11 protein-coding genes are annotated in these 12,329 nt (G+C 72.0%); 3 read left to right on the top strand and 8 right to left on the bottom strand.

Annotated features, from left to right (window positions below; genetic code table 11):
- Positions 1 to 3: 3 nt before the first annotated feature.
- Positions 4 to 990: a glycoside hydrolase family 76 protein gene (locus I4Q55_RS03050; protein WP_206784428.1), complete on the bottom strand. Its 987-nt coding sequence runs from the start codon at positions 988 to 990 to the stop codon at positions 4 to 6.
- 51 nt (positions 991 to 1,041) lie between these two features.
- Between I4Q55_RS03050 and I4Q55_RS03045 the strand changes: the two genes are divergently transcribed.
- Together I4Q55_RS03045 and I4Q55_RS03040 are read left to right on the top strand one after the other, a co-directional pair.
- On the top strand, positions 1,042 to 3,186 hold the full coding sequence (locus I4Q55_RS03045) for a molybdopterin-dependent oxidoreductase (RefSeq protein ID WP_206784427.1): 2,145 nt from the start codon (positions 1,042 to 1,044) through the stop codon (positions 3,184 to 3,186).
- A 96-nt stretch (positions 3,187 to 3,282) separates the two neighbouring features.
- Positions 3,283 to 4,269, top strand: a complete 987-nt coding sequence (locus tag I4Q55_RS03040) for a cellulase family glycosylhydrolase (RefSeq protein ID WP_206784426.1) — start codon at positions 3,283 to 3,285, stop codon at positions 4,267 to 4,269.
- A gap of 1 nt (position 4,270) precedes the next feature.
- On the opposite strand, the gene I4Q55_RS03035 is transcribed toward I4Q55_RS03040, so the two are convergent.
- The 6 genes from I4Q55_RS03035 to I4Q55_RS03010 form a co-directional block, all read right to left on the bottom strand.
- The gene (locus I4Q55_RS03035) at positions 4,271 to 4,921 is read right to left on the bottom strand and encodes an RNA methyltransferase (protein ID WP_206784425.1); all 651 of its coding nucleotides are present in this window, start codon (positions 4,919 to 4,921) and stop codon (positions 4,271 to 4,273) included.
- A gap of 14 nt (positions 4,922 to 4,935) precedes the next feature.
- Positions 4,936 to 5,331, bottom strand: coding sequence for a DUF2784 domain-containing protein (locus I4Q55_RS03030; RefSeq protein WP_206784424.1), 396 nt, complete (start codon positions 5,329 to 5,331; stop codon positions 4,936 to 4,938).
- Between the two features lie 409 nt (positions 5,332 to 5,740).
- Entirely contained in the window at positions 5,741 to 6,304 is a 564-nt protein-coding gene (gene pyrE / locus I4Q55_RS03025) for an orotate phosphoribosyltransferase (protein WP_206784423.1), read from the bottom strand.
- A 27-nt stretch (positions 6,305 to 6,331) separates the two neighbouring features.
- Positions 6,332 to 8,779, bottom strand: coding sequence for an ABC transporter permease (locus I4Q55_RS03020; RefSeq protein ID WP_206784422.1), 2,448 nt, complete (start codon positions 8,777 to 8,779; stop codon positions 6,332 to 6,334).
- Complete coding sequence (locus I4Q55_RS03015) at positions 8,779 to 9,513, bottom strand: ABC transporter ATP-binding protein (RefSeq protein ID WP_206784421.1); 735 nt, start codon at positions 9,511 to 9,513, stop codon at positions 8,779 to 8,781. Before I4Q55_RS03015 ends, I4Q55_RS03020 begins: the two co-directional genes overlap by 1 nt.
- A gap of 76 nt (positions 9,514 to 9,589) precedes the next feature.
- Positions 9,590 to 10,354 carry an SDR family oxidoreductase gene (locus tag I4Q55_RS03010; protein WP_206784420.1) on the bottom strand — a complete coding sequence of 255 codons (765 nt, stop codon included), beginning with the start codon at positions 10,352 to 10,354 and terminating at the stop codon, positions 9,590 to 9,592.
- Positions 10,355 to 10,493: 139 nt separating this feature from the next.
- Between I4Q55_RS03010 and I4Q55_RS03005 the strand changes: the two genes are divergently transcribed.
- Complete coding sequence (locus I4Q55_RS03005) at positions 10,494 to 11,423, top strand: hypothetical protein (protein ID WP_206784419.1); 930 nt, start codon at positions 10,494 to 10,496, stop codon at positions 11,421 to 11,423.
- Here the strand turns inward: I4Q55_RS03005 and I4Q55_RS03000 are convergent.
- Positions 11,420 to 12,187 carry a hypothetical protein gene (locus tag I4Q55_RS03000; protein ID WP_206784418.1) on the bottom strand — a complete coding sequence of 256 codons (768 nt, stop codon included), beginning with the start codon at positions 12,185 to 12,187 and terminating at the stop codon, positions 11,420 to 11,422. The two genes, I4Q55_RS03005 and I4Q55_RS03000, sit on opposite strands and share 4 nt — an antisense overlap.
- Positions 12,188 to 12,329: the final 142 nt, after the last annotated feature.

The following is a 12,329-nucleotide window of genomic DNA, read 5'->3' as shown; positions in this document are numbered from 1 at the left end:
CGCTCACAGTGTCGCCGCGGCCTCCAGGAGCATCCAGCCACCCACCTGGACCGACATGTCCCGCTCCGGCGCGTCCGCCGGCAACGGCCACGGCGCCGGGCGGTCCCAGTACGCGCTGAACACCAGGCCGGGTGCCGCACCCGACCAGCACGCCTCCGCCGACGTCAGGACCAGCGACCGGGCCGTTTCCGCCTCCGGCCCGGACAGGGAACGAGCCGCCAGCGCCAGGTACCGGGCCAGGATCGCGGCGAACAACCCGCCGTCGCCGCCGCCTTGGCCGCGGATGACACCGCCCGGCGCGAGGTGCTCCGCGACCGCGCGCACCGTCCGCGCCGCGTCGTCCACTAAGGACAGCTCAAGGCACGCGCCGAGGTAGACCCCTTGGCAGTAGGTGTAAATGTGCTTCACCAGCTCGCCCGTGTCCGCCCGGATCCCGTCCCAGACCAATCCGGAATCCGGATCGACCAAAGTGGACGTCAGCCACGAAGTCATCTCCCGGGCCCGGGTGAGATTCCCGGACCGGGCGTGGAAGATCGCCGCCGGGCCGTTCGCCGGCGCGTTCTTGAAGTCGTCGCCGCGCCGCCACCAGATGCCGCCGCCCGCCGCCGCCGTCCAGCCGGACAGGAGCTGGGCGTCGATGGCCGCCACCGCCGGGCCGACGTCGACACCCAGCGCGGAAACCCGTTGCAGCGCAAGGCCGAGCCACGCGATGTCGTCGTAGTAGTCGTTGGTCCACCTGCCGAAGTTGCGCAGCCGCACCGAACGCACGAAGGACCGGATCACGGCGAGCCGGCCGGCAGAAGGCGCGCGCAGCTGAGCGTCGACCAGCGTGTCCAGCAGGTGCGCCTGCCACCAGTAGTTCCAGTGCCAGTGCAGCCGTTGATCGACAGCGGCAGGCCAGCGGCTGCGGCCCAGGACCGTGCCGGGCAGCGCCCACACCCGGCGCAGGTGGCGCGAAGTCACCGCGTGTTCCGCGGCCGAGACGTCCATGTCGCCATCGTGCCTTGCCCATCGACATACCGCTCAGTATGTTCAGTGGTCATGACGACAGCCCACGTCACCTGCCCGCTGTGCGAAGCCACCTGCGGCCTGGAAGTGACGCTCGACGCGAACCAGCAGGTCACGCGCGTCCAAGGTGACGACAAGGACGTCTTCTCGCGGGGCTACATCTGCCCCAAGGGCGCGTCGCTCGGCGCCCTGCACCACGACCCCGACCGGCTGACCGCCCCGCTGCTCAAGCGCGACGGCGAGTTCGTCGAGGTCAGCTGGCAGGAGGCCTACGACGAGATCGCCCGCCGCCTGCCGCCGATCCTGGCAGAGCACGGCCGGGACGCCGTCGCCGTATACGCGGGCAACCCCGGCGTCCACAACATCGCGCTGACGCTCTACGGCCGCGTGCTCTACAAAGCGCTGGGCACCAAGAACTTCTACAGCGCCACGTCCGTCGACCAAATGCCGAAGCACTACTCCGCCGGCACGATGTTCGGCGACCCGCTCGCCATCCCGGTGCCCGACCTCGACCGGACGCGGCACCTGCTGATCCTCGGCGCCAACCCGCTCGTCTCCAACGGCAGCCTGATGACCGCGCCGGACATCCGCGGGCGGCTGCGGGCGATCCGCGAGCGCGGCGGCAAGATCGTCGTCGTCGACCCGCGCCGCACGCGCACCGCGCAGTTCGCCGACGAGCACCACGCCATCCGGCCCGGCACCGACGCCCTGCTGCTGTTCGCCCTGGTCAACGTGCTGTTCGCGGAGAACCGCGCCGACCCCGGCCGGCTCACCGAGCACCTCAACGGGCTCGACGACGTCCGCGCGCTGGCCGAGCCGTTCACCCCGGAAGCCGTCGCCCCGCGCACCGGCATCGAGGCCGAGGCGATCCGCCGGATGGCCCGGGAGCTGGCCGACGCGGAGAACGCCGTGGTCTACGGCCGGATCGGCACCACGACGCAGGCCTTCGGCACCATCGCGAGCTGGCTGGTCGACGTCCTCAACGTGCTCACCGGCCACCTCGACGCCCCGGGCGGCGCGATGTTCCCGCTGGCCGCATGCCAGCCCACCGGCAACCGCCGTCCGTTCGCCGTCGGACGCTGGCGCAGCCGCGTGCGCGGCTACCCCGAGGTCGTCGGCGAACTGCCGGTCGCGACGCTCGCCGACGAGATCGAAACCCCGGGCGAGGGCCAGGTCCGCGCGCTGATCACGGTCAGCGGCAACCCCTGCCTGAGCACGCCGAACGCCGGCCGGCTCGCCGCGGCCCTCGAAAGCCTCGACTTCATGATCTCCGTCGACGTCTACCTCAACGAGACGTCCCGCCACGCCGACGTCATCCTGCCCGGGCCGTCACCGCTCGAACGCCCGCACTTCGACCTGGCCTTCTACCAGCTTTCGATCCGCAACATCGCCAACTGGACCCCGGCGACACTGCCGTCGGCGCTGCCGCAGGAGTGGGAGACCATGCTGCGGCTCACCGGCATCGTCGCCGGTCAGGGCCCGGAGGCCGATGTCGCCGCGCTCGACGACTTCGTCGCCGGGGAGACCGCGCGCCGCAACGGGCTCGACGTGGCCGTCGCCGGCGAGCGCACCGGGCCCGCGCGCCTGGTCGACCTGCTGCTGCGCGCCGGACCCTACGACGTCACCCTCGCCGACCTCGAAGCCGCGCCGCACGGGCTGGACTTCGGGCCGCTGCGGCCGCGGATCCCCGAGGTGCTGTGCACGGCGTCCGGCCGCATCGAACTCGCGCCCGAACCGGTGGTCGCCGACGTTCCGCGATTGCGGGAAGAACTTGCGAAAAACGCGGAACCGGGTCTCGTGCTGATCGGACGGCGGCACCTGAGTTCGAACAATTCGTGGATGCACAACCTGGAGCCGCTGATCCGCGGCGGCAACCGGTGCACAGTGCAGGTGCACCCCGCCGACGCCACGCGCCTCGGCCTGACCGACGGCAGCCTCGCGTCGGTGACATCGCGAGCCGGAAAACTGCAGGTCCCGGTGGAGGTGACCGACGAGGTCCGGCCCGGCGTCGTCAGCATCCCGCACGGCTGGGGCCACGACGTCGACGGCTCGCGGACGCGGGTGGCGCGCGCGAACCCCGGCGTCAATTCGAACCTGGTCGCCGACGAAACGCTGCTGGACGTTCCGTCCGGAACGTCGGTGTTGAACGGAATCCCGGTCGAGGTCGCCCCCGTCTGACGCTTGACACAGGGGCGCGCGCTGCCGCATTCTCGGCTCCGATGTTGACGTAAACATCGATCTTTCCCCCTCGCGCCCCCGGACATCGGAGTTCGCATGAAGCGCTTCGGTACTCGCATCTGGCTCCACGCCGCGATGGCCGCGGTACTCGCTGTCCCCCTGTTCGCCGTTCCGCAGACCGCCACCGCCGCCACCAACAGCTTCCGCGGCGTCAACTGGGCGGACGCCCGCGACAACTACGTCGACGGCTGGGTCATCCCGACCGGCCTCACCGCCGGGGACAGCTACGACAGCGTCCGGAGCAAGGCCGACGGCATCATCACCGGCTTCCAGCAGAAGCTGGGCGCGAACACCGTGCGGCTGCCGATCAACCCGCAGAGCGTCAACTCGGACTGGTGGGGGCGGTACAAGGGCGCCGCCGACTCGGCCCTGTCCCACGGCATGAAGGTCATCTTCGGCTACTGGGAAGCGAACAAGGACGGCTTCGTCGACGACGGAGGCGCCTGGAACACCATGTGGGACAAGGTCACCGCCGACTACGGCGGCAACGGCAACGTCTACTTCGAGCCGATGAACGAGCCGTTCGGCTACAGCCTCAACGACTGGGTGTCGCTCTGCTCGACCTGGCTGTCCCGGCACTCGAACATCCCCCGCGGCCGGGTGCTGATCAGCGGCACCGGCTACAACGACAACGTCACCGGCGTCGGCGCGGCGAGCGCGTTGGACGGCACGCTGCTGTCGCTGCACTTCTACGGCTTCTGGGCCTCGGACACGACCCGCGCGGCGTGGACCACGAACCTCAGCAACCGGCTCGGGTCGTACTCCTCTCGCACGATCATCGACGAGGCCGGCGCCCCGATGACGACCGGTCTCGACTACTCCGCGGGGCACCAGGACGGCAACAACTTCACCGCGTACTTCGCCGCCACCACCGACTTGGCGAGGTCCCGGCAGATGGGCGTCGTCTACTGGCCCGGCCTGCGGTCGGGCGACACGTACTCGATCACGCGGCAGAGCGGCAGCGGCCTGGAGGTCAACAACGCGACGGGCGTGGCGCAGCTGCGCTGGGGCTGGGGCCTGTAGCTCACCAGGCGCGGCCGAGGTCGGCGTGCTGCCGGATCCAGGCGTGCATGACGATCCCCGCCGCGACCCCGGCGTTGATCGAGCGGGTCGTGCCGAACTGGGCGATCGACATGGTGAGCGACGCCGCCTCCTGCGCTTCTTCGGATAGGCCCGGGCCTTCCTGGCCGAACAGCAGGACGCACTCGCGCGGGATCTCGGCCGTCTCGACCGGCTGGGAGCCCGGCGTGTTGTCCACCGCGACGACGGCGAGGCCGTGCTCGGCCGCGAAGGCGATCAGGCCGTCGACGTCGTCGTGGTGGCGCAGGTGCTGGTAGCGGTCGGTCACCATGGCGCCGCGCCGGTTCCAGCGGCGCCGGCCGACGATGTGCACCTCGGCCGCGGCGAACGCGTTGGCCGTGCGGACCACGGTGCCGATGTTGTGGTCGTGCTGGAAGTTCTCGATCGCGACGTGGAACGGGTGCCGCCGGCTGTCCACATCGGACACGATGGCCTCGCGGCGCCAGTACCGGTAGGCGTCGACGACGTTGCGGCGGTCGCCGTCACGCAGCAGCTCGGGGTCGTACCGCTCGTCCGCGGGCCACGCACCCGGCCACGGGCCGACGCCGACCTCTTCTCGGCTCACCCATTCAGTGGGTCCGGGGATGGTGTTCACCCGGCGATTGTCGCTCAGCCCAGGTGGACCGGGCGCACGTGGGTTTCCTGGTCGTGGTCGTGGCGGTGACGCCAGCGGTGGTAGACGCCGACGTAGGAGTAGACGACCAGCACGATCGCGACGATCCCGATCGCCGGCAGCCACGACTGGGGGAACACCGTGCCGTAGAGGTAGTAGGCGTTGAACCCGCCGGGCAGGTCGCCGAGGCCCTGCTGGTGGCGGAAGTAGTTCTCCAGCGCGGTCAGCGGGCACGGCACCGGCGTGACGTTCACCAGGACGCCCCAGGCCGCGGCGAACATGTGGACGAAGATCAGCTTCGGCCACCGCCAGGCGAGGAACCCGCCCAAGCCGATGAGCAGCAGGGCCAGGATGTGCACCACGACGGTCACGTCGGCCAGGAACTTCGCCATCGCACCCCCTCCACCGATCCCCCTACCAGCGACTTTACTCCGCCGGCCGAGGTCGTCCGCCCTTACGGATGCCCATCGGTGTGATGTTTAACCCAGCGGAGCAACCTGTTCACCTGCGTGGTGACGGAGGTGTTACGCCCGGTGGGAATTCCGGCGGCCGCTTCGCCGGGTACTGCGTCGGCTCCTCGTGCGGGTACTGGTCCGGCGCGCCGTCCGGTTTCTTCCGGTTCGGGTCGGCCGGGCGCTGCGGCTGCGGTTCCGGCGGCTCCTCCATACCCCGACGGTACGCCCGGACGGCGTCTTGAGCAGCCGGATTTCGCCCTGGCCGGGCCGGATCGCGCTGAGGCAGCGGTTGGGGGTGACGGCCGTCACCGGGGCGAATCCACGGATCCGCCCCGGTGGTGCCCGATCAGTCGAGGCCGAGGTCGTCCTTGCCGAGGATGTACCGGTACTCCAGGCCTTCCTTCTCGATGGCCTCACGCGCGCCGGTGTCGCGGTCGACGACCGTCACCACGCCGACCACGTTCGCGCCCGCCTCGCGCAGGGCCTCGACCGCCGTCAGCACGCTGCCGCCCGTCGTGGACGTGTCCTCGACCGCCAGCACGCGCTGCCCGCGGACCTCCATGCCCTCGATGCGCCGCTGCATGCCGTGTTCCTTGACCGCCTTGCGGACGACGAACGCGTCCAGCACGACGCCGTCGGTCGCCGCCGAGTGCAGCATCGCCAGCGCGACCGGGTCGGCGCCGAGCGTCAGGCCGCCGGCCGCCACGTAGTCCCAGTCCGCCGTCAGCTGACGCAGGAGCTTGCCGATCAGCGGCGCGGCCGCGTGGTGCAGGGTCGCCCGCCGGAGGTCGATGTAGTAGTCGGCTTCCTTGCCGGACGCCAGTGTCACTTTTCCGTGTACCACGGAAAGATCGGTGACCAGCCTGGCCAGTTCGAGTTTCGCCGCTTGATCCAACCCGGGGTTCGCCACGGCCGTGAGTCTTACACACGGCCGGGTTCACTCACCGATGGATGTGGCGATCGGTGTGCGCCCGCGCGTGGCGGCCCAGGCCGGGACCAGGATCGCCCCGAGCGAGAGCACCACGGCGATCGCGAGCACGGCCAAGTAGATCGTCACCGGGCCGGACGGCAGCGGCGACCCGGTCACCACGAGGCAGAACGGCACGATCGAGCCCGCCGCGACGAGCGTTCCGAGCAGCACCGCGATGGTCGCGATCAGGCCGCCTTCGACGCCGGCCATCCGCAGCACCTGGCCGCGGGTGAAGCCGCTCAGCCGCTGCACCCCGAACTCGCGGCGCCGCCGCACGGTCGCCGTCACCAGCGTGTTCACCACGGAGATCACCGTGTACGCGATGATCATCCCGACGAGCAGGTAGTTGACCCAGGCGCCGACCTCGTTGCCCTTCGCGTGCGCCGCGATCAGCGTGCCGCGGTCGCCGACGAACACCGGCAGCCCGGCGGTCGCCTCGCGCAGGCGGGCGGTCAGCGTCGCGCTGTCGACGCCGGGAGCGGCGCGGACCAGCAGCTGCGGCGCCAGCCCGAGCGTCGTGTGCGGGGCCAGCAGCTCGGCGGGCAGGACCAGCTTTTCGAACCCCGGGCGCTGGTCGACGACCGCGGTGACCCGCACGGCCACCGGCGTGCCGTCGCCGAGCCGCAGCGCCAGCGTGTCGCCGACGCGGTGGCCGAGCGTCGACGGGACCTCGACGGCGTTCCCGGTCAGCTCGCTGACGCCCAGCGCGGGCCGGCCGTCGTCGTCTCCGCCCGAGTCGAACGGCTGCTCGACGAACACCGTGCTCGTGACGTACTCGGAAGCACCCGCGACCTCCGGCAGCGCCCGGACGCGGCCCAGGACGGCCGGGTCGAGCCCGCTCGGCGAGCCGACGACGGCGTCCGCGCGCAGGTCCTCGGTGTAGGCCTGGTTCGAGACGGCTTCCTGGGTGGTCTGCAGGTAGATGTTGGCGGTGGCGATGCCGACCGCGAGCATGATCGGGGTGACAGCGCCGGCCGCCCGCACCGCGCCGACGCGGGTGTTGCGCAGCGCGACCCGGCCGTTGACGCCGGTGAGCGCGTGCACCGGCCAGGTCAGCAGCGTGGCCACCAGCTTCGTCACGCCGGGGCTGATCGCCGCGAGCCCGAACGCCCACAGCATCACCGCCGGGCCGGCCGTGCTGGCCGCGACCGGGCCGGTCATCACGGCGACCGTGACGATGGCCAGCGCCGTGCCGCCGCCGAAGCACAGGATCGCGGTGACCAGCCGGATCGGCGTCAGCCAGCGCCGCTCCACGGCGGCTTCGGCGAGTGCCTCGGTCGGGCGGATCCGTGCCGCACGCCGTCCGGCCACGAAGGAGGCACCCACGACGGCCAGCAGCGACGCGCCCGCGGCGACCACCGCGGGGAGCCAGCCCTGCTCGAAGCGCAGCACGTCGGGGACGACCTGGTGGTCCGCGAGCTGGTCGAACAGCCACTCCCCGAGCACCGGGCCGAGCGCCACCGCGGCACCGACGGCGAGCAGCCCGACGACGAGCGCCTCGCCGAGCACCATCCGCCGCAGCTGGCGCGGGGTCGTGCCGACCGCGCGCAGCAGCGCGAGCTCACGCTGGCGCTGCTGCGTCGACAGCGTCAGCGTGCCCGCCACGACGAACACCATGACCATCGCCGAGAGCCCGCCCGACACGGCGGCCAGCACGATCAGGTTCTCGCCGCTCTTGGCCGTCTCCGGGAACTCGAACGCCCCGCGCTCGGCGCCGGTCGCCACGACTCCGGCGTCCCCGACGGCCGCGGTCACGGCGGCGACGTCGCCGCCGAAGACGCCGATGGTGTCGAAGCGGCCCGGGTGCCCGGACAGCCGTTCGGCGTCCGAAGCCGCGAAGAACACGGCCGCGTCCCGCATGGCCCGGGGTGCTTCGGCGATCCCGGAGATCCGGTACTGGCCGACGCCGCCGTGCGCGGCAACCGGCAGCGTGTCCCCGACGGCGAGCCCGAGCCCGGCGTCGACGACCACTTCGCCCGGCTTCGGGGCGGCGCCCTGCAGCGCATACGGCGTCAGGACGGCGGAATCCCACGCGTGGCCCAGCGCGCTCGCGGCCCCGATCTGCGCCGGGAAGCTGACCTCGCCGACCACCTTCGTGACGCCCGGAACCGCGCGCAGGCGATCGGCCAGCGCGGCGTCGAGCCGGACGCGCTCGGGCAGGGTCGCGTTCTCGAACTTGCGCTTGTCGCCGGGCTCGAGGGCCGCCGGATCCTCCTTCGGCAGCTTGAGCGCCTGCTGCCCGCCGACGACGATCGGCGCCGCCGCCAGCCGCTGCACCGGCGTCTCGGACCGGATGCCGGTCTCCATCAGGCCACCGCACGCCGAGACGACCAGCGCGCCGAAGAACACGGCGACGAACGTCGCCAGGAAGCCGCCCTTGCGCAGGCGGAGGGTCCGCAGTGCCAGCTTGAACATCAGGCCGCCACCCGGCCCCAGGCGCCGAGGTGGGTCATCCGCTCGGCGACGGCTTCCGCGGTCGGCCGGGCCAGCCGGCCGGCGATCCGGCCGTCGGCGAGGAAGACGACCTGGTCGGCATAGGACGCGGCGACCGGGTCGTGCGTCACCATGACGATCGTCTGGCCCGACGACCGGACGGAGTCGCGCAGCAGGCCGAGCACCTCGGCCGCGGTGCGGGTGTCGAGGGCGCCGGTCGGCTCGTCGGCGAACAGCACGGCGGGGTCGGTGACCAGGGCGCGCGCGATCGCGACGCGCTGCTGCTGGCCGCCGGACAGCTGCCCGGGCAGGTGCTTGCGGCGCCCGTCGAGCCCGACGTGCGCGAGGATCCGCGCCACGAGCCGCTTGTCCGGGCGCCGGCCCGCCAGCTGCAGCGGCAGCACGACGTTCTGCTCGACCGTCAGCGCCGGGAGCAGGTTGAACGCCTGGAAGACGAAGCCGACGCGGTCGCGCCGCAGCTTCGTCAGGTAGGTCTCGTTCTTGCCGTCGAGGTCCTGGCCGTCGAGCACGACCCGGCCCGACGTGGGCCGGTCGAGGCCGGCCGCGCAGTGCAGGAACGTGCTCTTGCCCGAGCCGGACGGGCCCATCACCGCGGTGAACCCGCCGCGCGGGAAGGAGATCGAGACCCCGTCCAGCGCGACCACGCCGCCGTACTCCTTGCGCACGGCCTCGAGCCGAACCGCCTCAGTCGTCATGCTCAAAACGCTAGGGCGGCACGACGTTCAGCACATTGAAGAGAGCCGCAGTCTTCTGGTGGGGTAAACCTCACCCTCAGGTGCGGCCCTTGCCGCCGAAGCCGCCGCTGATCCGGCGCAGGACCGCGCGCGGCAGCAGGCCGCCGATCGCGACGACGGCCTTGTACTGCAGGCTCGGCACCGAGATCACCTTGCCGCGGCGTAGGTCGGCGAGCGCCTCGTTGACCACCTGTTCGACACCCAGCCAGGCGATTTTCGGGCCGGGTTTGCCGATGCCGGCCCGTTCGTGGAACTCGGTCGCCGTGAACCCGGGGCAGAGCGCCATCATCCGGACGCCCTTCGGCAGCGACGCGGCAATGCCTTCGGTGAACGACGTGACCCAGTTCTTGCTGGCCGTGTACGTCGAGCCGCGGCCGCTGAAGAAGCCCGCGACGCTGCTGACCTGGATGATCTCGCCGTGTCCGCGCTCGATCATGCCGGGCAGCACGGCCCGGGTGAGCCGCAGGACGGCGGTGACGTTGACGTCGAGCTGGCGCTGCAGCGCGTCCGGCGGGATGGTCCAGAAGTCGCCGTTCAGCCCGAAGCCGGCGTTGTTGACCAGCAGGTCGACCGGCGCGGCCGCGAGCCGCTCCTCGACCGCCGTCCGGCCGTCCACTTCGGACAGATCGGCGGGCAGCACTTCGACGCCGACACCGTGCTTTTCCCGCAGCTCGACGGCGTACGCCTCCAGCCGGGCGGTGTCGCGGGCGACCAGGACGAGGTCGTACTTCTCGGCGGCGAGCGTGCGCGCGAACTGCGCGCCGATGCCCGCGGTGGCTCCGGTGATGAGAGCGGTGTTCATCCGGGGCTCCCGCCCCGGGCCGGGGGCTCCGCCACCCGGACCCCCCGAAAAGAAACGTGTGGTGGTCATGTGAGTGAACCATACCCGCTGGTCAGGCCCGGAAGTGCGCGGCGATTCGGCGGGAAGTATCGTCCGGCGCATGGGTAAGCACAGCAGGCGCAAAAGCGGCTATCTGCCCAAGGTCGCCGCCGGCGCGGCGCCCGTCGCGCTGCTCTTCGCGGCTCCCGCCGCCGCGCTGGCGAGCCCGGCCGAGGTGACCCTGCCGCTCGATTACCACGACGACAGCACGTTCCGGCGCGACGTCTCGACCTCGGGTGCCGACGGCTCGTCGGTGGTGCGCGAGACCGTGACCGCGACCCGCCACGACTTCCTCGCGAAGGACGTCGCCGGCGCCGTCCTCACCAACGACCTCACCGAGTCCGTGACCACCCGCCGCGACGAGCGGCAGACGGAGACCTCGGCCGCGTCGCAGGAGTTCGAGGCGCTCGCCCGCGCCGGACGGCACACGGTGTGGCTGGGCGACGTCCACGCGGTCACCGCGAACAACCAGCGGCTCGGCCAAGGCGCGTCCCGCAACCTGTCGCTCTCCCCCCTCGGCGGCGGCGCCGAACGCCGGATCGGCCTCGGCGAAGGCACGAGCCACGGCGTCTGGCTCGCCGACGGGGTCGACGTGCTGAGCCAGAACGCGGAGCAGGTGGACACCGGCCTGCACGGCACCTTCACCGGCGACCTCCAGGGCGCGCTGTCGGCCCGCCGCTCCTCCGGCCAGGCGGTCGACCTCGGCCGCCTCGGCGCGGTCGGCACAGCGTCCGAGCAGCACGCGACCGGCCAGATCACCGGCGTCCTGGACGTCGGCCAGACCCACGAAGCGGGCGGTCAGCTGGGTCCGGCCTGGGGCATGGCGAAGACGAGCCAGGGACTGGGCTCGGCAGGCCCGGCGGGCTCGATCCGCGGCGACCTGGGCGTGGACCACGTGGTCCACGCCGAAGGCGGCATGACGTCGGTGCGCGGCAAGCTCGACCCGTCGGCGTCGCTCAGCGCGCTCGACCAGCCGGTGATCGGCCGCTAGTTCTCGCTCGGCTTCTGCTGGGCTTCCGCGGGCGGCTGCGGCACCGGCGTGCCGGCCGCCGGGGTGCCCGGGGCCTTGGCCTCCGACGGCACCGGGGCACTCGCCTGGTGGCGGCCCGCGTCGTAGTCCTCGTCGAACGGGTCGACGATGTCCGCGATCTCGCCGAGGTCGCGCAGCAGGCGCTCGAGCCGGGACGGGCCCGCCGTCGGGACCACGCTGGCCAGGACCCACTCGTTCTCCAGCCAGGCCACGCCGACGTCGCCGCCGAGCTGGTCCGCCGCGTCGACGAGCTCCTGGGTGATCACCACGCGGGCGCCGTCGGCGTCGTCCGCGAAGGCGTACCGGGCGCCGATCGGGCCGAGCATCTCCGGCATGTCCGCGCGCTGGAACGGGACGCTGGACAGCCACATCTCGATCGGGATGCGATGCTTCTTGTTGCAGCGCACAGCGACCACGACCGCCGGGATCTGGCCCTCGGACTCGATGTCGAAGATGAACACCGGGCGGCGGCCGTCGGAGGTGAAGGTGGACCCCGCGACGACGTTCACCGCGGCGTCCGCGCCGAAGTAGCCGATCGCGCCGCCGGACCACTGCTGCGGCAGGCGCTCGTCCTCCTCGACGAACTGCCAGCCGCGCAACTGTGCCCAGCGCATTCGCTCGCGGTTGCGCGAGCCCTCCTTCGCCCGGTCGGCCGCGAGCAGCCCCAGCCCCGCCACCAGGGCGACGGCCGCGATGACGAACCAGATCCACGCCGGAATACCCACGACCGCCAGGGTATCGCCTCCTTACGCCGGAGGGATGATCGCCGGTGCCCGTGTCGCCGGGCCCGTTCGGAGCATTTTGCGGTTTCCGGGGTCGACAAATCGGCACGAACCACTGTGGACAGCCGTGAAGGCCACCTCGGGC

The sequence above is a fragment of the Amycolatopsis sp. MtRt-6 genome, assembly GCF_017308975.1.
GTDB lineage: Bacteria > Actinomycetota > Actinomycetes > Mycobacteriales > Pseudonocardiaceae > Amycolatopsis.
This window is presented reverse-complemented; position numbering and strand designations above follow the sequence as displayed.